Raw genomic sequence first — 21,652 nt, forward strand, 5'->3', positions numbered from 1 at the left:
TCATACCGTCTGGGGTGCACCAAGGCGATGCGGCCGTCTCAATAGGTCGACAGGCGCCCCACCGTGCAGCAGGAAAAACAGGAAGACGCCGTAAAGATTGCCGTGCAGCAGCGGAGATTCTGCCAGGCTGACGGCAAAGAAGGTGAAGGCGAACAGCAGGAATACTGCGATTGGCCGGATGAGCTGCCCCAGCGCCAACAGCACACCGGCGACCAGCTCGATTGCCATCATGATCAGCGCGACAAACGGCAGCGGCAGTCCAAAGAACCACATGTTGCCGTGCTCGAGTATGGCGATCAGCAGCGTCGGTTGAAGGAATTTCACTAGGATGGCAATGGTTGCAAAAGTTCCGCCCATGGTGACTTGAACCAGACACCAGACCAAACCGGGGGCATTGGGCAGAAGTGCAGGGAAACCTGGCGGCAAGTAATAATCGACGCTAAGTGACCCGCCGCCAAAATGCAGCAGCAACAGCGCGGGGGCGGCGAAATGGAAGCCGTAGTAGGCGATGAAATCGAGCGAGAAGAGGAGACTGCCAAGGGCGACAAGACATAAGATGCCGAAGGCGGCGAACCGTGTGCCGAGACCGAGCACCAGAAAGACCGATGAAATCAGTGCAGGCAGGGCCAGCCAGTCCCAACCTGGGATCAGAGCCAACTGCATGTCTGGCACGAAGAGCGTTGGCGTGCTCCACATCTCGGTTCCGTGGCGCGGCAAACCTCCAAGCGCGTTCAGACCGACCGTCGTTCCCAGTCCGATCCGCAGACATAAGGTCCCCCAATCGGCGCTGCATTTCTGCAGGGGCTTACAGATGCGGTCCTCCCATGGGCGCAGGATTTGCCCGGCAAGGACCATCGCAAAGATGGCGGTTGCGGCAAGACACGCAAAGCCGATCAGCAGGATCGGACTGCGAAACAGGTCCGGTACCGTCGCTTGAGAAAGCGAGAGAACTTCGTCAGGCGTAAGCAGCCAGGGTTCATGGGCGATGGCTGGATCGCCGATCAGGACCAGCCCAAGGCTCAAGAAAGCGGCCATCTGTGCAGAATTAGGCTGCGCCATGGTCTGGCTCCTTGGCTGGATACACGCGGTGACCGGATCAAGCACCGCGGCCGTAGCCCCGCAGCAGGCAGATTACTTGCTGCGGGGGAGGGATTATTGCGACAATTTGGTTGAGAGGATACCGGCGCAATCGGCACCGCCCCCGCTGCTCACGGCCTGTGCGGAGGCTACGGGTGACAGAAACTCAGCGCTGATATAGCTGCCGATCTGATAACCCAGCATGTCGCCGACCGTGTTGGAGCGTCGATAATGAACCCCTCCGATGACCCGCGATTCTGCTTCTTCCTCCGCAAATTGGGCAAAGGTTTGATAGCTGCGGCTATAGCCATCCTTGCCTTCAAAGCTAAAGGTGAACTCATCGGCGCCGAATACCGCTTCCATCACCTGCTGGGCAGCGCTGCCACTGGTGCAATGCTGACAGGGGTATTCCGGGTGCATCGGCGCCGCCACCAGCGGCGTCCAGCCGTCCATGGTGTCGAGCTGCGGATGATCGTACCCGTTGCCAACCGCGGCCAGCGCGGTTTCCGGCCGCCAGAACTGGTAGGTGTATTTGGCATCGAACCCGGCAATCAGAGCGTCGGTCAATGCGATATTCAACAGCGCCAGGGTTCGCGCTTCCTCCACCAGTGGCAGGGCGCAGGCGCGGCTGCTGTCACGGGCGATCTGGTTCCAGGCGCCTGATCCAGACCCGGCGTGAAGCTTCGCGATTGCGATAAGATCAGGATCGGTTTGCGAGGTGGAGCCGCCGAGTTGCGCGACTTCTGCCAGATCACGCTGGAATTGCATGCTGTCGAGCTGTGGCGGCGGCGGGACATCAAATTGCTTTGCGGAGGTGAGTGCAAAGGGCTGCATATGTCGAATTTTCGGAGCAACCATCGGACGTTCGGAGGTCGGCTGATAGATGCCATTTTCGCCTGGTCCGGGGGTGAAGTCGTTTGCGAAATCAGCGCCGTCGGCGGCGCGTTTGTCCAACACCGCCTGCGCAGCTGCGGTACCGAGCCGGATCCCCGCTGCGCGGGCGGTTGCATCTGTCACCTCGGCGAGGACAGTCTCAGCCGCCAATGCCAGATCTGCTGCGCGCTCGGGCATCAGCTGCTGCATTATGGTCAGGGCCGCTTGCGTTACCGCTGCGCGTCTGTCAGCAGTCGGATCCTGCGCACCGTCGTAGGCATAGGCATGGTATGCGCCATCAACGGCGTTTGCAGCGTCAAACATGGCGGCATGCAGCAGCGCCAGCGTGCGCTGGCGCTGCGCGCCGGGCCATTTTTCCTCAACGACGAAACGCATCGCGGTTTCTTGCCAATCGGCAGCCAGCTCAGCCTGCGCCGGTCCGCTAAAAGAGAAAAGAGCGGCTGTTGCCAAACTTGCGATAGAGGCATGAGAGAGCAACTGGTAGCGCCAAGGGGTCAGGGTCAACATCGGAGTACCTCGTCCGTGATAAGTGCAGCTATAGGTAGAAATGCTTTGGCCGCTCGTACAAATCGAAAGTCCCGAAGGCGCCCCTCAGGTTTTCTTCTGGGGGCGCCTTCTACGCGGTCAGATGGCCAGCAACTCAGAGCATGCCCAATAGGTGCCACCACAGAAGATCCAGTGGGGCAAGCAGCAGAAGGCTGATGAAGAACAGGCTGAGACAAAGACGGATTATTGCTTTGGCTGGAAGGTTTCCGGCCTGAATGGCAGCGACCAGCGGCGGCGCCTGAAAGGGTAGGAAGACATTTGAGAAAGCCACAACCTGCGTCATCAGAACGGTTTCCAACGGCAGGCCGGTGGCTTCTGACAGCTCACCGGCGAGCGGAGTCATTACGGCCGGGACACCGGGCAGATTGGTAATCATCGCGACCAGTGTCGACAGCCCGATCAGGATAGATGTGTTCCAGACCGGCCAATCTGCGGCGAAGGCAACCGTTCCAGTGACCGCACCAACCACGGCTTCGCCCAGCCCCGCCGACGAAATGACGGCGCCCAGCCCCATGATGCCGGCGACAAACAGCAAGGCCCCATAGCTCAGATCGGTGTTGATGCACCCCTTGCGTGTGAGATTTGCACCAGGCAGCAGGCAGATCAGTGCAGCTGCCATACCCACCCATGCGGGTGACACCATATGGATCTGGTCCGTGAGCCACAGCAACAGGCAAAGCGCCAGTACCAGGCTCAGCGCCCGCTCCTGCCGGCTGAATGGTTCAGATGTGGTTGTCGGCGCGACGCTATGGGGCGGTATCCGGTCGGGGAACATCATCAGCGCAAGCCCGACCAAGACTGCCGATTTCACAACGCCAAGCACCGGAAAATGCAGCAGGAGATAATCGAAATAGGAGATATTGAGTCCGTAAATGGTTTCCGCCATCCCGACGAGGATCATGTTCGGAGCATTTGCAGGCAGGATGGTGAAGGCCGGAGCAAAGGTGCCGAATGTAGCAACCGCCAGCATCCCGGTCCGGCCATTTGATGCCGGACCAAAACCGACGCGCTCAGCCAAGGCGGAGATTATCGGAAGAAGGATCATGATCCGCCCAATCGAGGATGGCATGACAAAGGCCAGCGCGACCGAGAAGACGACAATGCCACTCAGCAGGCCGCCATAGCTGCGCAGGGGCAACAGGGCCAGCACGCTGGCGGCCCGCTTGTCGAGGGCCGTGTGCTTGATCGCGGCACCGAGGACCAGGCCACTGAATAGCAACCAGAACGTAGAAGAGTGAAAGCCCGAGAATATCGTCTCAGGTGCAGCAACTCCCAATACGACGGCGACGAGAAAGAACGCCAGAGCGGTCCAATATTCAGGGACGAGGCCAGTCGCCCACAAACCGATTGCGCTCACCGCGAGTGCCGCGACGATGGCCAGATCCGGGGCGAGGTGGACCCAGGTCGCAAGCGCCGCGAGTCCGGCACAGGCGAAGATCAGCAGCAATGTCCACAGTGATCGCCCCCTACGAAGCAGCTGCGGTAGCGTGTGGCTTGTCGGCGGCATTGGCGGTGTGGATTTCGGGGCTGCGGGGTGGCTTTGATCGGTCATGCGTCTGAGGGTCCTCTGGTCGCTTATCAGGACACGATATGCCGCCGGATCAGGGTGCGAAGCCAATCGTTTTATCGGAGAAGGGGTCTCATGAATTCCAAAGGCTCCGCTGACCTCAAGGTTCCACAACAACTAGAGCGTGCCCTCAGAAAAATGGAGGTCACGCATCCGGTCTTTCGATTTTACGATGCCCGGACTGCGTCATATCAGAAGGAAACCGTTCGACGGTGGCCCGCCCAGACCTGTGCTTTCAGGTCCGCCAGCCCTTTCCCTCCCCAAGACCGATTGCGAGACGCCATGACTGATGTGATGCAATTACTGACTGTGCCATCCGACACGTTTCAAATCAGACCGATCGGTGTGATCCGCACTGGATTTGCAGAGGTCAAAGAATGCCCGATGTCAGGACGTCGCAACCCGGCAACCAGCCGGATTGAAGTGGCGCCCGAGTATCAGGCTGCATTGTATAACATCGAGCTCGCCTCTCATCTTTGGGTTCTCTACTGGCTGCATAAGTCCGACCGCAGCGCTTTGGTACGCCAGGCGCGAGGCAGTCAGGTCGCAAGGGGGATCTTTGCCAGCCGCGCGCCAAACCGGCCAAATCCCATTGGATTGAGCGCGGTGCAACTGCTGGATCAGTCCGATGGCGTGCTGACGATCAGCGGACTGGACTGCATCGACGGAACCCCGGTTATCGACCTGAAACCTGTTGTTCCCGAAGAAGATGCCCGCCCAGACGCGACCATCGGCTGGTAGCGCGTCTCCTGCGAGTGTTTCGGTAACGAAGAAAGTGATGCCATGTTTTCAGTCTACCGAATTGTACGCCATCTTTGCCCTGCTCGTATTGCCGCGATCGGGCTCGCGCTCGCATGTTGGTCTACCCTTGTCGCGGGAGAGCTGAAGGCCGCGGAGCCGGAGCGGCTTGGGCACCTGGTCATCACTGACAGTAAAGGTGATCGCGGTATGCTGGCGCCTTATGTTCATCGCAAAAATGGCATCGGCTATCTCTATACCAGCTACATCTTCGATACGCTGATCGGGCAAGACACGGACGGAAATCCGGCTCCGGGCCTCGCCAGAGCCTGGAGCCGATCCGAAGATGGATTAAGCTATCATTTCGACCTCCAGCGGGACGCGGCATGGCACGATGGCACCACGGTCACAGCTGAGGATGTTGCGTTTACTTTCCGCTATATGGCTGAACATCCTTATATATTTGGATCGGTCAAATCCGTTGACCGGGTCGACGTTAGCGGACCGCACGACCTGCGGGTGCACGTCAAACGCGCAGAATACGGTCTGATTGAGGGCCTGTTTTCCGCAGTGCCGATCCTGCCCAAGCATATCTATGAAGGCGTCGCGGATCCTTTCCGGTTTGCAGCGCCAGAGGCTGCGATCGGAAGCGGCCCCTATCGCCTGACAGGTTATGACAAGGCGCAGGGGCGTTACCTGCTTGAGGCGACCGAAGAGCATCCTCTTGGTAAGCCCCGGTTTTCGCAGATCCGGATCGTCCGAATGGGGCCAGATGCCGCGTTGCAGGCGATGGGTGTCGGTGAAGTTGACGTGATCTCATACCTGCCTCCCGAGAGGGTCGACGAGGCGACAACTGCTGGCTTCCATGTCGCAACAGCCCCCAGCCATCATGTGTTGCGGCTGGGTTTCAATCATCGCGGCCGGTTTGCATCCAAGGACCTGCGTCAGGCGATTGCCTATGCGCTTGACCGTAACGCGCTGCTCGCCATCGCATATCCGGGCGGCGCGGAACTTGCTGATACGGGATACTTCCAATCCGGCTCCAGGTGGCACAGCGATGAGACCACCGCTGCCTACACCTATGATCCGGCTCTGGCCCGCAAGATGCTGACGGCGGCGGGATGGATCCGTAACGGTGCAGGCAGGTGGCTGGCTCAGGGGGATGAAATTCGCCTGCGACTGATCACTGATGGGCGCGAGGTGAAACCGGCCAGAGTGATTGCCGAACAGCTGGAAGCTTTTGGGTTTTCAGTCGATTTGCGGGTTATGGAGGTTGCCTCTTTGCACAGCCTCGTTGCTGACGGGGACTATGACCTGACGGTGTTCTCGTCCAGTACGCTGGGAGATCCGGGCAATATCAAGCGCCGCGTCTTTGGTCGGGGCTGGAACAGCGACCGCTTTGCGGCGGATCCTGAAATGGCGGCATTGATCAAGGCGCAAGCCGTAGCACAGAGTCAGGATGAACGCCGCAAAGTGCTGGCCAAGTTCCAGCAACTCTACGCCGATAATCTTCCCTCTTACATGCTGGTGAACCCGCTGATGGCAACTGTTTTTAACGACAAACTGTCTGCGCCATTCATGCCCGGCGGTGTGGCAATCGGGGTTCCGTCGGCTTTGCATAAGTCCATATTCCTGGAGTGATCAGGTGGCCAATGTCTTTTCCAGGCCGCTGGAGTTGGCACCGGCAGAGTCGTTGGATGCCGGACCGTCGGCCGCTGGAATAATCACGCGGCTTCTGAGCGGGCTTCTGCTGCGATTTCTGATTTTCTGCGTTGTCTTGGTACTATGCGCGATCCTGACGCGGATGTTGCCCGGCGATACGCTGGAGGTCATGCTGTCAACGGATCTGGCACGCGGTCTTGGGTCGGGCGAACTGGACCGGTTGCAGGGTCGTATGGGCCTGACTGGAGATATCGCCTCCCAGGTCTGGCGTTATGCAAAGGGCCTTTGGGCTGGTGATCTGGGCTACTCAATTCCCCATGCGGCTCCGGTTCTGCAACTTCTGCTCACGGCATTGCCCTGGACCGGATTGCTGATCCTCGGAGCAACTCCGATCTTCGTTATCGGGGGTGTGCTGACGGGGATCGAAGCGGGTCGGTTGCCGGGTGGTACTGTCGATCGGTGGGTCACACCGGTGGTCACGTTACTGGCGAGCCTGCCGCCGTTCACCGGTGCAGTCCTGCTCCTCCTGGCCTTTGGCATCCTCTGGCCGGTTCTGCCAACTGCCGGGGCTGAGCGGCTGCTTCCTGCTGCCGGACCTGTGGGCGGCGCTCTGGACATTATGCGCCACGCCATCCTTCCGACGCTTGCGCTGGCCCTGCATGAACTGGCACGGTTCTATTTCTTAGCGCGGGCCGAAACGCTGACGCTGGCGCAACGGGATTTCGTGCTGAATGCGCGTGCGCGGGGCATTTCACCATGGAGGCTGAGATGGGCCTATATTGGCCTCAGCCTGATACCTGCGTGTCTCTCACGGTTGAGCGACACGCTGACCGGGTTGATCACAGCTGTGTTTTTTGTGGAAATCGTCTTCTCCTATCCCGGTACAGGTTATCTCATCTACAGTGCGATCCTGGACCGTGACTATGATCTGCTGCAGGGCGCAGTCGTTTTCATGGCGGCTTTCGTGCTTCTGGCGAATTGGATTGTCGATGGTCTGGTGATCCATCTCGCGAGGCGTGGCTGAATGCCGTTGGTCCTTCGGCAATGGTGGTTACCCGCCAGCGTCATGGTGGTTTGCCTTGGCATCTGGTTTGCTGGGCAGGCAGGACTTCTTGATTATCGCAGCAGCCGTGATGTTCTGATTGCTCCCGGATCGGCGCATTGGCTGGGTACGAACGAGCTCGGGCAGGATGTACTGACCGGGCTGATACTCGCCACACCAACGACGCTCGTTCTAGCTGTGGCGACAGCCATGGTTACCTCCACTCTTGCGATTGGTGCAGCAAGCCTTGTGGTGTTTTCCGGGCCGTTTCTGTCTGGAATGGTGCTACGGATCGTTGATGCGGTGCAGGTCGTGCCGACAATGCTGGTTCTTCTGCTCTTCGCAGCCTTGTTAAACCCTGGGTTTTTATCTCTTTTTTTGCTTTTGGTTATAACGGGCTGGAGCGATGACGTGCGTGTCGCCGCTGCGGTCTTGCGCCGGGAGCGACAGCGCGAGAACATTCAATATGCGCGCGCTATGGGGGCAGGGTGGCTCTATTGCTGGCGCTGGCATCTGTTTGCCGCGCTGCGTCCCTTATGCGGGGTATTGATGGTCCAGAACATAAGGCAAGCGGCACTAAAATCGTCCGGGTTGGCGTTCCTCGGTCTCACCGATCCGCGATTGTTAACCTGGGGCAGCATGATGCAATCGGCTATGGACCAACTTTATAGTGGCGCCTGGGTCTGGCTTCTGTTGCCGCCGGCCGCACTCCTGTCGCTGCTGCTGCATGTCACGCTGACCATGGGCGACAGGAGTCTACGCTCCGCTGCTGTGCCGGAGTTTTCCTTGTGATACGGGTCGAAAATCTCTGCCTCTGGCACGATGGTCGGGAAATCCTCAAGGGTGTCTCTTTTGAGGTGCCACGCGGACGTACGCTTGCGCTTCTGGGGGCTTCTGGCAGCGGCAAGACCTGTCTGGCGCGGCTGCTGGTGGGGATCCTTCCCGGGTGTCACGTCGAGCAGGCCGTCCGCAACAGCAACGGATTTCGTTGGTCGGGACGGGCTGAAGTCCTGGGCGTCGATATGCTGCGAGCGACGGTGGCCGAGCGGCGTCGGCTGCGCCAGACAGACATAGGCCTCATTGTGCAGGCGCTGTCTGACGCGCTGAACCCTCATCAGACAGTTTTGCAACATGTTGCGGAGCTGCTGCCGCGTTCTCGCGATCGGAGATCGCTGGCGATAAGGTTTTGTAAGCGCTTCAATATTCCTCAGCGTCTCTTACATCGTTATCCGGCCAATCTCAGCGGCGGAGAGATTCAGCGCGTGCTGACAGTGCTTGCGCTGGCTCGCGATCCATCGGTTCTGATCCTCGATGAGCCTACAGCGGCCTTGGATCATGGCAATATGGGGTTGGCCGTAGCCGCGCTGGAGCAGGGCAGACCGCGACGAAGCCAATTGCTCATAACCCATGACCTATATCTGGCCGACAGAATGGCAGACCGGACGGTGACGCTGCAAAATGGCAAATTGCGCGATCACGATAGGGCGATTATTGGATCCAGGGTCGGCGGACGGCGGCGCAATCTGGCCTCCGTTCCACGACGGCCTGAGGGTCGAGGAGTTGCTCCGTTGGTCCCACGTCCTCAGGCGCTTCCAGCGGATCCATCGGGCTTGGTCGTGCAGGACCTGTCCTACTGGCGCAACGGAACGCCCCTGTTGCGCGGCATCTCTACTCTGGTCAGACCGGGTCATTGTCTGGCTGTCTCAGGTCCGAGCGGTTGTGGCAAATCCACATTGGCGCGTCTGATTTCTGGCTATGAGCCGCTGCAGGCGGGTCGCGTCATGTGGCGCGAGGCAAACGCCGCGCAGCCCAGAGCGTGCCGGATGTGTGAACTGGCGTTGGTGTCGCAGCATCCCCATCGGGCGCTGGCCCGCCACATGACTGTTGATCAGGTCATGCAAGACGCCGTCCGGCTCTATCTGCGGACCAGACCAGTTGGCGACCGGTACGATGTGCAGGCTCAGCTCGATAAGGTCGGCCTTCCGCACAGCGATCGATTTCTGTCGCAGCGCGCGGCGGATTTGTCCGGAGGTGAGGCACAGCGCCTGGTCATTGCACGCGCGCTTTTGGCGCGGCCGCTCTGCCTGATTGCCGATGAACCCACTGCCTCCTTGGACAGCGGTAGCCGCGACACTATCGTGCGCCTGTTTCGAAGTCTGATGGTGACCGAAAGGCTTGCGCTGGTCGTGTTTACGCATGATCCCAAGGTGGCGGCAGCCCTGGGTCACGACATTCGGTTTCTATCGGACGGTGAGCTGCGGCTCAGCCCTATGGGAGCGGTGGCTTAGAGCAGGTGGCTGCCGGCGCCCTGTGCTTGCAGGGTCTTGACCTCGGCTGACAGCCAGTCGAGGTGTTTATCGGCAATACCAAGCGCGCGCAAATGATCGGCAGTGTTCCACAGGTAGTCGCAGTTGGGGCCGCGTTCCCCGGCTGCCTGAGCAATGATTTCGGCCTGGCGGGCCAGGCTGTGATTGTCATATTGCTCGTGGTCACGATTGACGACATAGGTGAGCGCTTCAACCACGCGGCCGTCGACGAGTGTCAGCGGGGCCGTAATCTCGCGATACGCGGGGTTGAACAGCTCACGTGCGCGAAGGTCCTTCAGAACCTCGGTTTCCTGGCCGGATTGCACAGCGAGAGCGACGCCGTTGCAGATCGCATCATCCGCGGCGTCCAATGCTAGGACCAGACCCGGTCGTGCAAAAGTCCCGCGATATCTCAGAGAGTTCAGGCAGAACCGTCTTTGATATCCGGCCAGCTGTGCCGGCAGTTGCTCGGCAGGTTCAAATCCGGGGTCCCAGATCAGCGATCCATAGGCAAAGACCCAAAGTGTATCGGACATTTTCTTATTCCTTGAAGCGGTCGCGCTGAAACCCCCGAATTGGAAACGGCGGAAGAGGTCAGGGGCCCCCTCTTCCGCCAGGCAGATCAGTCTGTCAGTTGGCGATACGAGGTCACCAGACTGCTGTAAGGGGGGACAAAGACTGAACGCGTTTCATCGCCGATCTTTACGGTGTCCTTGACGTCGAAATGCAGGTGGATCGGCAAATCCGAAATCCAGGCATTCGACACTTTTCCAAGGCGATCTCCTTTGGAAACTTTGTCCAGCGGGGCCACGGCAAGATCGTCCATATTCATGTGGACATAGCGATAGAGAGTGCCGGATGGGGTTTGCAGGGTCAGGGCAAACCGCCCGACATGGGCGATCACACCATCTTCAACCGCAACAGCCCAATGGGTGTCGGCCTGACAGTTGGCAGGACGAATATCCTGGCCCTGATGACCGCCTGACGCACAGACCGGCAGATTTGACCGGCGCAGTTCACAGAAATTGTCGCGCCAGGGATAGCTGTAGTTGACAGTGTCGCACTGGCTTCCGCCGTTGCCCTTGAAACCACCGGGTGCGTAGACATGGGAGTTGGCATAGGCCGGGCCATCCTCCAGCGGGAAACGCATCTCTGGATAAAGAACGGCACCAATTGACAGGCCAACCCCGGTATCCTTGATCAGGTCGCCCGGCGCCTTGAACCGATCGTCCGCCTGTGCCTGTGAAACGGCGGCAAGCATTGCAATGGCGAAGGCGGCAGCCGCCAGCCTATTTGCGCGAAGCATCATTGTACCGCCCCCTTCACAACAGTGACGGTCTGCGCCAGTTCGGCGAGATAACCGGGTTCAATACAGCGTACATCTTCGGTTGGGGCATCACAGGTGATCCGCAAGGTATAGAAACCGCCAAATCGGCTGAACATATGATCTGCACCGTCGCCGGTGGACTCATATGTACGGGCCTCATGTTTGAATGACAGGCCCGGAACCTCTGCCAGAAGTGTACGAGCGCCCATCACACTGAGCTGGGCGCCATCCAGCCGATAGTAGGCGCTATAGGCATTTTCCTGGCCGCGAAACGCGGGCAGTTCAACCTTTGCATCGGTACCGAGGATAAGGACGGGCAAGGTCACATCGTCCAGTCCGGCAGGAGCGGTGTCGATAAATGCGGCGATCAATCGCTGGTCGCTCTTGCTTCCTTCCGCTTGCGCGGTATTGGCCGCGCCCCAATCAATGGTATTGACGACGCGGTTTACGGCCTGCTCCTGCGGTTTATCAACCGCTAAGGCTGGTAGAGACATCAGGACCAGGGCAAGGGCGGCAGACGGGAACACGCGCAGGCCGGTCGCGCAGGTGGATGAGGGCATCATCTCTCTCCAAGTAGTGTGCATTGAATAGTCACCCGCAGCTATGCGGGCTCTAGAGTTTTCGACGTCGTAGACTCTGCGACTTTCCGGGCTTTTGCATGCAGCCGCGTCATCTGGCCAAATATGTTGCGACGGTGCATTTCCTCGGTGCCGCCAACGCTGCAAAAGGCCAGTGCGTCCCGCAGGAATGTGGTCACCTGGCCCTCGTGGTAGCCTTTGCTGCCATAGAGCTTCATCAACTCCATTGCGCCTTCCACGATCGTATCTGCACCGACCAGTTTCGAGATCGAGCAGGTCATCGCGGCCTCAGGCGCACCGCTCAGCAGCTGGTGCAGGGCAGCGTAGGACACCCATTTTGCACTTTCCGTGCCGATACGGATATCCGTCAGCTTCTTCTGGATGTATTGATGTTCAATAATCGGCACGTCGAAGGTTTTGCGTTTCTTAGAGAAATCAAAGGCTTCGGCAAGCATTGGTTCGATGAGCCAGGCCGCCACCAACCCGTAGTAGAGGCGCCCCATCGAGACGATATTGACCAGATTGCGAAGCCCGGCTCCCGGTTCTCCCAGAAGATGGCCGTAGTGCAGCGGAACATCGTCAAAAGTCATCTGACCGGTCGGCAGGTCCAGATTGCCAAGCTTGCGATCCTGTGCGCCAATTTTGAGGCCGGGGCTGTCGGCATCCAGCAGGACCAATGAGATACCTTCACGGCCGTGATCACTCAGCTTGCAGACCACAAGAATGAAACTTGCGACCGGCGCATGTGCGATATTGTATTTTGCCCCGCTCAGACGGAATGTCTCATTCGGGCCGGGGGTCAGCAAGGAGGAAGTCGCACGTACATCGGTGCCAGTATCCGGATCAGCAATCGCGGTAGCGCTCAGCTCTCCATTGAGGATACGGCCCAGATATTCGCGCTTCTGGCTGTCGCTGCCGTAAAGATCGAGCGCCCGGACCATGCCTGCCTGGGCGATCACCGAAAGCAACATGCCAGGGGTGCGCAGAGTGGCGGCAAGCCCCTCCAACGCAGCGGTGAAGCCCCACCAGTCCCGGCCATCGCCACCATATTCGCGTGGTACGATCATCCGCCACAGACCTGCGGCGGTCAGCCGATCCCAGGTCCGCTGGTCAAACGCACGGCGGCCAAGGTGCAGTTCGTCCCGGTCGGCCATTTTGCCGATCGCGGCAAAGGCAGTTCGGGTCTGCTGCTGTTCGGCTGTCCATTCCAAATTCATATCATCGTCCTCAATACAGGGGGTCAGGCGCTTTCCTGAAACGTAGCAACAGCTTCTTTGAAAGCATCCGGCACGGGGTAGGTGGCCTGCTTGCCGTAGTCGAACATGACATGAACAGACTTGGCATTGGCGACCACGCGACGATCTGCATCATCAATGTGCATCACATGCTCCATCTCGAAACTCTTGCCGCCGAAGCTGACCACACGGCTGCAAACCACCAGATTGTCACCGTAGAGCGCCTGCGAGATGTAATCGCAGGATGTCTTGACCATGATATGCGGCAGCTTTTCGGATTTGGGCAGCTCTAGGAGGTCGTGCATGTATTCCAGATATGCCGACTGCATGTAGTCATAATAGACGGGGCTGCTGACGTGACCCATCGAGTCGGTATCGCGGTAACGAATTTCTACGGGTGTTTCGAAGGCTTTGTTGGACATGGGGTCTCTCCTATTGGGGTTCGATGTAGCGAGGGTTCAGGCGTGTTGGGTGCAATCCTGGCAGGCCCGCTTTTCCAGCGGTCCGTGGATTGTGAAGCCCATCGGGACGGGGCCGAATTTCCGCAGGATGGAAAGGCCGAATTTCTCGGCCGCGCAAAGCGTGGTGATGCAGCCGTCGACATTGCCCGCCGCGCAGTCGCGTGCCGCGATGACATTGCTGGAGACGAAGCGTCGCTCAACCGTGGCCGGGAGCAGTTTTTCGGGCGCAGGATGGGTCGCGCAGGTCATTGGCTCAGCCCCGGTGCGGGAGGCCAGAACCATGTTGTCGGTATTCATGATAAATACATCCAGCAATTTCATTTTCTGGATGTGTGCGTAGATGATGGAGTGGAGATGGGGGTAGGCGACAACCCCGACCAATACAGCTCCGTCCTGGCAGGCTACACTCTCAGCGGCCTGTTCCATCGTCCGGTGCAATTTAACCGAGGCGCCGTGACACCGACGTAATGCCCAGGAAATAGCTGCTCGCTCACAATTCGTTCCGGTAGGGCCAAGCGTATGGATCTGTTTAACCCAACCAAAGGTTTCAGATTGCGGAATATAATCAGCGTTAACGCTATTTTCGATTTGGAGATCCATTGCGTATCTTTTCCGCTATGTGTCGATGCTAACTTTGCAATGACCAAATTTCATCCATTTGCTCAAATAAGTATTTGAACATCTACTCGAACTATATTTTATATGTGACTTTGATTTTTGCCTTTTATCGCGGCAACTCTACTTCATATGCGCTCGCCGAATCTCATTTCACTGACATCATCGAAGCGGCAATGGCTTCGCCGAACAATTCGAAAAAACTGATGCTGTTCCTCAGCTATGGTGAGGAACAGTCCATAACTCGAATAATGACATGAAAAGCAGGAAACTGGTCGCTCAGCTCACGCGGTTATAGCTGAGGCTCGATCACCTACAGGCGGAAATCTTCCAGACAGGCCTGACCAGTAAGGTGGTGCATAAAAACCGAAGCAGCCCGCCTCCATCCCACGGTCTGGAAACAGGCTGTAGCTGCGCGCCATATCTCGCACGCCGGGCGAGCTTCCCGACGTGCAGGCGGTATCATAGCGGTGACGGTCGTCGATGAGAGGAAGCCGACAGCCGGTTGCGGTCTCAGCTGGACCGGGTCGGGTCGCGACCAATCCCGCCGAAGAGGTCGAGACAGCGCTCAAACCAGCTGCCAACGATATCATCACGCTCGAGCAACGGGTTAGATGTGCAGACGTTACACCATTGCAGTGTTCCAAAGAGCGTGTAGTCGGCGTAGGCAGGCGTTGTGCCTGACAACCAATCCTGCGTGCCGAGCAAGTCACGGACAGGCGCTAGTTTCTCTGGCAGCGCTGCGCGTTCGCCGTCGGCGCCTTCGGCCATGGCTTCCAGTGGCATGCCAAACCTGCGCTCACGGGCAGCGCGGAAATAGGCTTGGTCATCGGGCGACATCAGGTTGTGCATATCCATGACAGCAATCGTGGCAAGGCTGGGATGAAGGACCGTTTTGCAGTAGCTTTCGACAAAACGGGTCAAGGCGATCGCTCCCTTGCCATCAAAAAGATTGGGAGTATCGGTATAGGTTTCATCCAGATACCGAGCGATATCAAAACTTTCTCCCAGCACCGTTTCTCCATCACGTAAGACTGGCACACTGGTAAAGCGACCATCCTCAATAGCAGTGATGTCGCCAAATGAAACAGGGACAAGATTATATTTCAAATTCTTGTGCTCCAAAGCCATGATGACTTTCCAGACATGTGGCGAGTAGTGACGTTTACGATCTTCGCCACAAAGGCTATAGAGTTTGCGGTCCACTGAGGTTCTCCTGTCTGGGAAGTTAGCATCTAACATTTTCGGCTGATTTCGAATCGCGCTGCTATATATAATGAAACCTTACGTCTCATTATGGTTTCATCAATATAGTATTTTGATGAAATAACATGGCCTCTATTTGTGATGCTGGCTCAACGGGTGAAACCATTTGGCTGGCAATAGAGCTGGTCAGGCCGAGATGGCCATCCTATCTGTATCCAGCAGATCGCGAACGGCGCTGATGATGGGGTCTTGAGTGCGGTTGGCGAGATGAGCGAAGAGAACGCGTGTCGATTTGCGGACTTCTCGCAGCAGAGCGATCTCTCCACTCGGGGGTTCGGTTCCTGCGCTGCTGACGTGAACCAGACCGATGCCAGCACCGCTTGCGATCAAGGCGCGTGTAATAGTCTCATCATCGACATTGATGATCCGGGCGGGTTGAATGCGGTTTTCCTTAAACAGGCGCTCCGCGATGCGTCCACAACACGAACTATAAGTGGGGTAGATCCAAGGCATAGCCGCCAGCTTGTCCCAGTCGAGGTCCGGACCCGGCGGGACCAGATCAGGAGCGGCCGCAAGGTAGACGCTGAAACGCGATATTTCGAGGGTTTCAAGGTCATTCTGGGCTTCGTCAGGGTCGATAAAGAAACCTGCATCCAGGCGACCATTGCGGATATCGTCCAACACACTTGAAGATGTGCCATGTTGCAGGGCAACTTCGAGATCTGGAAAGTTCTTTGAAAGATCAGCGAGCAGGCGGCTCACCTCGGTCGACCCCAGGTTGCGCCCGGCGCCGACTCGCAGCTGGCCGGCCAAACGCCCACGCAACCGGGAGGCCTCTTCCAGAAATTTCTGATGATTATCAAGCAGCTGCCTAGCCTCTACCAGAAGCCGCTGTCCGTCGATGGTGACACTCATCCCGCGCGGTGTACGCTGGAATAGTGTCAGGCCCAGCGTGTCTTCCATCGTTTTGATATGGGCGCTGACGGCCGGTTGACTGCGAAACAACAGCTCGGACGCGCGCGTGATACTGCCTTCCCTTGCCACTGTGACAAAGGTCTTGAGTTGACTGATATCCATGGTTACCCCTTCAAATGCCATAGGGCGCATCGAATGCCTGCGCCTCTATTAGATGGCGCGCCACCACCCCTGGCTGACACGCGCGAGACAACTTTTATGCCCTCTTTGCGAGAAGTCAAAACAGAAACACCCGCAATAGATGAGTTGGGCTGTATTCCGCCGGTTAGGAGAGAAACGTCATGACGAGCGCCTTTTTGCCTGCCCTGGATTGCGAGGGGTTCAAAACATTCCTAGCATGAGGTCGACCGGTAACAGTCAGATAACAGTCCGCGCGTTGTTGCTGTCAGCCGACGATCGCTGCACTGTTGCCCATCTTGCGCCAAAGGCTATTCAATGTGGGTTTGGTATTCTCGGTCTCGCGGTACAGACGGACCGAAATTGGCGTGACAAACGACTCTCCGCCGGCAAGCGCCAGACGCCCATCGCTCAATTCATCCTCGCACAGCTTGCGCGGCAGCCAGCCAAGGCCGAACCCCTCCAGGATCATCGCCTTGACCGAGTTCGCGAGAGAGTTCTGGTTTACAACCAGCAGATTTGGAGGCGAGATTTGCTGGCGCAAGGTGTGATCCAGAACCGATCTCAGCGCGGATGCGCTGCCATAAGACAGCAGCGGAATCTGTCGTTTGGTATCGCGGCCGAGGTGGAAAAGCGGGTGTCCACCTGCATCCGTTTTTGACACCGGGATGAATTCATCCTCTGATAGCGTCAAGTAATCGCATTTGCTGACCTCCAGCGGCGACAGGAAATCCATTGCGGGATGCCAGTAGGTCAGGATCACGTCGCAATAGCGCTGCTGCAAGGCAGTGACGAATTGATCTGCCGCCCAACTGGTGGAGTTGAGATCGACATCCAACCCGCCGGCCTCCATCAACGGTTCGATATGGTCCCGGAAATGGGTCATGTAAAGCGACTGAGATGACGCAAAGCGGATGACATTTTCCCCCGCAGCGTCAATCGTTTGGCAGCGTTCCAGCGTCTCGGAATAGGTGCGTAGGATGATTTTGGCCTGCGATAGAAACACATCCCCAGCAGGCGTCAGCGACAGCGGGAAGGTCTGTCGATTGATCAGCTTCACACCAACCTCATCCTCCAGGGCGCGGATACGCCTGGAGAATGCGGGTTGGCTGACATTCCGCTCTTCTGCAGCACGCGAAAAATTCTTGTGCGTTGTCAGCGCTTCAAAGTCTCTGAGCCAGATTATATCCAACTTGCCTAGGTCCGTTCTGGGGTCATCCAGTGGGCCGGGGGTCCCGGTGTTTAGCCGTCGAGCCGGTTCTCTTCGACCGCGTGGCAGGCAACGGTGCTGCCATCTGCTTGCCGTAGTGGACGCGGACGCGACTCGCGACATCTAGCATTCGCAAATGCGCAGCGCGTTTGAAAGGGGCAACCTTGAGGCAAGTTGATGGGTGTCGGGATTTCGCCCTGCAGCCGGATGTGACTTGGCCCTTCATCCTTGAGCTGTGGCACCGCGGACAACAGCGCCTTGGTATAGGGGTGTTTGGGGTTTTCAAACAATGTCCGGGTATCGGCCAACTCACACAGCGTACCAAGATAGAGCACCGCAACGCGCGTCCCGAAATGCTCCACCACACTGAGGTCGTGGGTGATGAAGAAATAGGTCAGTCCCCGCTGGTCCTTGGCTTCCAACATCAGGTTCAGAACCTGTGCCTGGATCGAGACATCCAGTGCCGAAATCGGTTCATCCGCGATGATGAACTCGGGGTCGACAGTCAATGCCCGGGCGATTGCGATCCGCTGGCGCTGGCCACCCGAGAATTCATGCGGATAGCGGCTGGACCAGCTCGGATCCACACCAACAGACCGCATGACCTCCGACACTTTATCACGCACTTCGCCACGCGACAGCGACGGATTGTGGTGGCGAACGGGTTCTTCCAACGCCTGCTGGATGGTCATGCGCGGGTTCAGGGAGGCATAGGGATTCTGAAAGATCATTTGCATCTTCTTGCGCAGGGGCATCATTTCCCCGCGCGAGCGATCGTCGATCCGTTGACCATCATAGTGGATTTCACCGCCGCTGGGCGTCAGCAGCCCGGCAACCAGCCGCGCTACAGTAGATTTTCCGCAGCCGGATTCACCAACAATACACAACGCTTCGCCACGGTCCGCGGTGAGCGAGACATTGTTGACCGCATGCACCGCGCGTTTCTCACGGGTGATGCGACCACCGCGCAGCTTGATGGTTTCTAGAAACCCGCGATCCAATTCAAAGCGTTTCTCAAGATTCTTCAGCTCAAGCAAAGGTTTGCTGTCTTGTATCTGGGTTGTCATACGCTTGCCTCCTCAAGGCTGGTATTCTGCAGGCGGGAGACTTCGTGGCAGGCGACCTCAACCTGGCGATAGCTTACTGTTTCCGGCAACACCTTGCGGCAGTGGTCGACAGCATATTCGCAGCGAGGGCTGAAGGGACAGCCGGGGGGGATGGATGTCAGCCCCGGCATGTTGCCCGGGATCTGTTTCAGTCGTTGGCCGGGCAGGGTCTGTTGCGGCAACGCGTTGATCAGCCCTTGGGTATAGGGGTGTTGCGGGTCGTTGATAATCTCGCGCGTCGGACCTGCCTCGATCAGACGACCGGCGTACATGACGAGGGTGCGCTCGGTCATCTGACTGACCACGCCAAGATCATGAGTGATCAGGATCAGGCCAACCTTGTTGGACTGGCAGAGTTCGAGCAGCAACTCCATGATGTCCGCCTGAATTGTCACATCCAGCGCAGTTGTCGGTTCATCTGCGATGATCAGCTCCGGATCCAGAAGCAGCGCCATCGCGATGATGATCCGTTGCCGCATGCCGCCGGACAGCTCGTGGGGATATTGGTTCAGCCTTTCTTCGGGCGAGGGGATATAGACCTCCCGCAACTTCAGAATAGCGATCTGTTCCGCTTCAGACTGGCTGAGCGAGCGGTGCGCCTTGAGCGTTTCGACCATTTGCTGGCCGATCGTCAGGACCGGGTTCAGAGTGACCATCGGATCCTGAAAGATCATCGCCATGCGATTGCCACGGATCGTACGCATCTCGGCGTCGGACAGTTTGACGATATCCTTGCCACCAAAAAGGATCTCACCACTGTCGATATATCCGGGCCGGCTGAGAAGGTTCATCAGAGAGAAACCGGTGATGGATTTACCGGCCCCGGATTCACCTACGATGCCCAGACGCTCGCCTTTTCCAAGGTCGAAGGAAATCTGGTTCAATGCGGTGACGGTGTGATCACGCATCGCAAATTTGACCGTGAGGTCGCGAACGGAAAGCAACGACATCGCTATTATCCTTTGTAGAGTTTCGGGTTCAGCACGTCACGCATCCAGTCACCCAAGAGGTTGATGACAAGAACGAGGACAACGAGAACCACACCGGGGATGGCGGTGATCCACCAGCTGCCGGAGAAGATATAGTCAAAACCGGAGGAGATCAGCGATCCGAGCGAGGGCTGACTGGGGGGCATCCCAAGACCCAGGAAGCTGAGTGACGCCTCGGAAATAATCGCATTCGCCACCTGCACCGTCGAAATCACAAAGATCGGCGACAGCGAGTTCGGCAGAATATGCCGCACCATAATCCGCATCGGGCCGAAGCCCAGCACGCGGGCGCTGTCGATATATTCCTTCTTTTTCTCAGCAAGAACAGTGGCGCGTACCGTTCGGGCATATTGCGGCCATTCGGCGACGCCGATCACTGCGATCAGGAAGTAGATCGCATATTGGTTGAAGGTCTCGCTGCCAAACATCGCCTGTGTCACCGCGAGGAAGATGATAGCGACCATCAACGTCGAGAAAGACAGCTGGATATCAGCAAAGCGCATCAGAAGGCTGTCGAGCCGCCCACCGATATAGCCGGCCACCAACCCGATTGAGATCCCGAGGAAGGCTTGCAAGGCGACGGCGCAAAGACCGATCAGCAGGGACAGGCGGGTGCCGTAGAGGATCGTCGACCACAGATCCCGTCCCTGATCATCGGTGCCAAACACGAACTGGGGGTCGGCTCCGTCAATCCAGGCTGGCGGGTATTCGCTGTTCATAATGTCGATCTGGGCCGGATCATAGGGATCAAACGGTGCCAGCACCGGTGCCAGGATCGAGGCGAGGGTGATGACCATGAACACCGCAAAGGACACCATAGCCACGGGGTTGCGCCGGAAGCTGTAGCCCATGTTGGAGTTCCACAGGCGACTAAACCGCGACGGGGTGGTTTGGTTTGTACTAAGGCTGCTCATGCGCCCATCCTCGCAATATTGACTGTTGGATTGACGAGCCCATAGATCAGGTCGACGATTGTGTTGGTCACCACAAAGATGAAGCCCACAATGATGAGATATGCCACGATCAACGGGGTATCGACGCGGTTCACCGCCTCAAGGAACATGAACCCCATGCCTGGCCACTGGAAGACGGTCTCCGTCAGAATAGTGTAGGCGACCATAGTTCCGATCTGCACACCACCAACGGTGATCACCGGCAACAAGGTATTCTTCAGCGCATGCACAAAATAGATGCGTCCGGGGCGGATGCCCTTGGCGCGGGCATATTTCACGTATTCGCTTTGCAGCACTTCCATCATCTCAGCCCGGATCAGGCGTACGAACAGCGGCAGCATGATCGATGCCAGCGCGACCGAAGGCAGCAGGATGTGCACCCAGCCATCTGCGGTAGCAAAATTGGTTTCCCAATAGCCAAAGACATGCACCACATCGCCCCGCCCGTAAGATGGGAACCATCCGAGTTCCACCGAGAAGACAAAAATCATCAGGATTGCGGTCAGGAAAACCGGGATCGAGATGCCGACAATCGAGACCCCCATGATCAAGCGGCTGAAGAACGCATTCGGTTTGATCGCTGTATAAACGCCCAAGGGTACGGAGAGGCCGACGATGATCAGGGTTGCACCCATAACCAGTTCCAAAGTGGCGGGCAGCTTCTTCAGGATCACGTCGAGCGCGGGTTCTTTGAAGAAATAGCTGGTGCCGAGGTCGCCCTGAAGGGCATTTCCAAGAAATCGGATGTACTGTGTCACGAAACTGTCGTTCAGACCCAATTCGTCGCGCAGTTGCTGGCGGACCTCTTCCGAAACGGACTGACCGACCAGTTCGCGCAGGGGGTCGCCGAGATTGTCCTGGATGGCAAAGCCGATCAGCGAGATGGCAAACATCACCGCGATAGCCTGAAACACGCGTTTCACGAGGTAGGCGAGCATGTTGGAGTTACCTTGTATCAGTCACTTGTTGATGGGCACAACGCCATTGACGCCCGGCGGGCGGCAGGGACATGCCCATAAAGAAGTGGTGAAAATCTGGGAATTGGTGG

At 57.8% G+C, this 21,652-nt stretch carries 21 protein-coding genes; 5 read left to right on the top strand and 16 right to left on the bottom strand.

Annotated elements, in window-relative coordinates:
- The 3 genes from VWY75_RS00205 to VWY75_RS00215 all read right to left on the bottom strand — a co-directional run bounded on the left by VWY75_RS00205 (position 1) and on the right by VWY75_RS00215 (position 4,069).
- On the bottom strand, positions 1–1,104 hold the full coding sequence (locus VWY75_RS00205; RefSeq protein WP_416537967.1) for a hypothetical protein: 1,104 nt from the start codon (positions 1,102–1,104) through the stop codon (positions 1–3).
- Between the two features lie 48 nt (positions 1,105–1,152).
- Positions 1,153–2,346, bottom strand: a complete 1,194-nt coding sequence (locus tag VWY75_RS00210) for a vanadium-dependent haloperoxidase (RefSeq protein WP_416537968.1) — start codon at positions 2,344–2,346, stop codon at positions 1,153–1,155.
- A 265-nt stretch (positions 2,347–2,611) separates the two neighbouring features.
- On the bottom strand, positions 2,612–4,069 hold the full coding sequence (locus tag VWY75_RS00215; RefSeq protein ID WP_416537969.1) for an SLC13 family permease: 1,458 nt from the start codon (positions 4,067–4,069) through the stop codon (positions 2,612–2,614).
- A 90-nt stretch (positions 4,070–4,159) separates the two neighbouring features.
- Between VWY75_RS00215 and tsaA the strand changes: the two genes are divergently transcribed.
- The 5 genes from tsaA (at position 4,160) to VWY75_RS00240 (ending at position 9,814) form a co-directional block, all read left to right on the top strand.
- A complete protein-coding gene (tsaA, locus tag VWY75_RS00220) occupies positions 4,160–4,825 on the top strand; it encodes a tRNA (N6-threonylcarbamoyladenosine(37)-N6)-methyltransferase TrmO (RefSeq protein ID WP_416537970.1) in 666 nt (221 codons plus the stop codon).
- Positions 4,826–5,032: 207 nt separating this feature from the next.
- Positions 5,033–6,463 carry an ABC transporter substrate-binding protein gene (locus tag VWY75_RS00225; protein ID WP_416537971.1) on the top strand — a complete coding sequence of 477 codons (1,431 nt, stop codon included), beginning with the start codon at positions 5,033–5,035 and terminating at the stop codon, positions 6,461–6,463.
- 4 nt (positions 6,464–6,467) lie between these two features.
- Positions 6,468–7,508 carry an ABC transporter permease gene (locus VWY75_RS00230; protein ID WP_416537972.1) on the top strand — a complete coding sequence of 347 codons (1,041 nt, stop codon included), beginning with the start codon at positions 6,468–6,470 and terminating at the stop codon, positions 7,506–7,508.
- Entirely contained in the window at positions 7,509–8,318 is an 810-nt protein-coding gene (locus tag VWY75_RS00235) for an ABC transporter permease (protein WP_416537973.1), read from the top strand.
- A complete protein-coding gene (locus VWY75_RS00240) occupies positions 8,315–9,814 on the top strand; it encodes an ABC transporter ATP-binding protein (RefSeq protein ID WP_416537974.1) in 1,500 nt (499 codons plus the stop codon). Before VWY75_RS00235 ends, VWY75_RS00240 begins: the two co-directional genes overlap by 4 nt.
- Here the strand turns inward: VWY75_RS00240 and VWY75_RS00245 are convergent.
- The 13 genes from VWY75_RS00245 to VWY75_RS00305 all read right to left on the bottom strand — a co-directional run bounded on the left by VWY75_RS00245 (position 9,811) and on the right by VWY75_RS00305 (position 21,542).
- Positions 9,811–10,368, bottom strand: coding sequence for a gamma-glutamylcyclotransferase (locus VWY75_RS00245; RefSeq protein ID WP_416537975.1), 558 nt, complete (start codon positions 10,366–10,368; stop codon positions 9,811–9,813). The genes VWY75_RS00240 and VWY75_RS00245 overlap by 4 nt on opposite strands.
- A gap of 86 nt (positions 10,369–10,454) precedes the next feature.
- Positions 10,455–11,141, bottom strand: coding sequence for a M23 family metallopeptidase (locus VWY75_RS00250; RefSeq protein WP_416537976.1), 687 nt, complete (start codon positions 11,139–11,141; stop codon positions 10,455–10,457).
- Positions 11,138–11,719, bottom strand: a complete 582-nt coding sequence (locus tag VWY75_RS00255; protein WP_416539571.1) for a hypothetical protein — start codon at positions 11,717–11,719, stop codon at positions 11,138–11,140. Before VWY75_RS00255 ends, VWY75_RS00250 begins: the two co-directional genes overlap by 4 nt.
- A gap of 41 nt (positions 11,720–11,760) precedes the next feature.
- Positions 11,761–12,954 carry an acyl-CoA dehydrogenase family protein gene (locus VWY75_RS00260; RefSeq protein ID WP_416537978.1) on the bottom strand — a complete coding sequence of 398 codons (1,194 nt, stop codon included), beginning with the start codon at positions 12,952–12,954 and terminating at the stop codon, positions 11,761–11,763.
- Between the two features lie 23 nt (positions 12,955–12,977).
- Positions 12,978–13,394, bottom strand: a complete 417-nt coding sequence (locus VWY75_RS00265) for an acyl-CoA thioesterase (RefSeq protein ID WP_416535439.1) — start codon at positions 13,392–13,394, stop codon at positions 12,978–12,980.
- 36 nt (positions 13,395–13,430) lie between these two features.
- Entirely contained in the window at positions 13,431–14,033 is a 603-nt protein-coding gene (locus VWY75_RS00270; RefSeq protein WP_416535440.1) for a prephenate dehydratase, read from the bottom strand.
- A 528-nt stretch (positions 14,034–14,561) separates the two neighbouring features.
- Entirely contained in the window at positions 14,562–15,254 is a 693-nt protein-coding gene (locus VWY75_RS00275) for a glutathione S-transferase family protein (protein WP_416537980.1), read from the bottom strand.
- 186 nt (positions 15,255–15,440) lie between these two features.
- On the bottom strand, positions 15,441–16,331 hold the full coding sequence (locus VWY75_RS00280; RefSeq protein ID WP_416537981.1) for a LysR family transcriptional regulator: 891 nt from the start codon (positions 16,329–16,331) through the stop codon (positions 15,441–15,443).
- Between the two features lie 283 nt (positions 16,332–16,614).
- Positions 16,615–17,538: a LysR family transcriptional regulator gene (locus VWY75_RS00285; RefSeq protein ID WP_340547636.1), complete on the bottom strand. Its 924-nt coding sequence runs from the start codon at positions 17,536–17,538 to the stop codon at positions 16,615–16,617.
- Positions 17,539–17,588: 50 nt separating this feature from the next.
- On the bottom strand, positions 17,589–18,623 hold the full coding sequence (locus VWY75_RS00290) for an oligopeptide/dipeptide ABC transporter ATP-binding protein (protein WP_340547637.1): 1,035 nt from the start codon (positions 18,621–18,623) through the stop codon (positions 17,589–17,591).
- Entirely contained in the window at positions 18,620–19,612 is a 993-nt protein-coding gene (locus VWY75_RS00295; RefSeq protein WP_260102075.1) for an ABC transporter ATP-binding protein, read from the bottom strand. Before VWY75_RS00295 ends, VWY75_RS00290 begins: the two co-directional genes overlap by 4 nt.
- 5 nt (positions 19,613–19,617) lie before the next feature.
- The gene (locus VWY75_RS00300; protein WP_416537982.1) at positions 19,618–20,565 is read right to left on the bottom strand and encodes an ABC transporter permease; all 948 of its coding nucleotides are present in this window, start codon (positions 20,563–20,565) and stop codon (positions 19,618–19,620) included.
- Complete coding sequence (locus VWY75_RS00305; RefSeq protein ID WP_340547639.1) at positions 20,562–21,542, bottom strand: ABC transporter permease; 981 nt, start codon at positions 21,540–21,542, stop codon at positions 20,562–20,564. Before VWY75_RS00305 ends, VWY75_RS00300 begins: the two co-directional genes overlap by 4 nt.
- Positions 21,543–21,652: the final 110 nt, after the last annotated feature.

It is taken from the genome of Phaeobacter sp. JH20_08 (genome assembly GCF_048056635.1).
GTDB classification, from domain to species: Bacteria; Pseudomonadota; Alphaproteobacteria; order Rhodobacterales; family Rhodobacteraceae; genus Phaeobacter; species Phaeobacter bryozoorum.